Genomic DNA, 517 nt, shown 5'->3' with positions numbered 1-517 from the left:
CACTACAACAACCCCTCGTTCGGCTACGGGGGGTACTGCCTCCCCAAGGACACGAAGCAGCTGCTCGCCAACTACAAGGACGTGCCGCAGAACTTGATCCGTGCGATCGTAGACGCGAACGCCACCCGCAAGGACTTTGTGGCAGAGGACATTCTGCGCCGCGCACCGAAGCTGGTGGGCATATACCGGTTGATCATGAAGGCTGGGAGCGACAATTTCCGCGCCAGCAGCATCCAGGGCATCATGAAGCGCCTGAAGGCCAAGGGTGTCGATGTGGTGGTGTACGAGCCCGTCTTGAAAGAGAAAACATTCTTCAATTCGCGCGTCGTACAAGACTTCGAGGAGTTCAAGCAGATCGCAGACGTCATTGTGGCAAACCGGCGCACACCGGACCTGGACGATGTTGCGGAGAAGGTCTACACGCGGGACCTGTTCGGAGGGGACGCCTGACCCATGCTGACCAGGTTGCGTTTCTTGTGGCATTTCCGCAAGAACCAATTTGCGCGAGCCCTTGCGC

General features: G+C 58.4%; 1 protein-coding gene. It reads left to right on the top strand.

Annotated features, from left to right (window positions below; genetic code table 11):
* Window positions 1–450, top strand: a 450-nt coding sequence (locus ACK4TH_RS13285) for a UDP binding domain-containing protein (protein WP_409627109.1), incomplete at its 5' end; no start/stop codon positions are given.
* Window positions 451–517: the final 67 nt, after the last annotated feature.

It is taken from the genome of Tepidimonas sp. (genome assembly GCF_046292505.1).
In the GTDB taxonomy this organism is placed as follows: domain Bacteria; phylum Pseudomonadota; class Gammaproteobacteria; order Burkholderiales; family Burkholderiaceae_C; genus Tepidimonas.
Note: the sequence above shows the minus strand (reverse complement) of the source record. Positions and strands in the feature narration are given on the sequence as shown.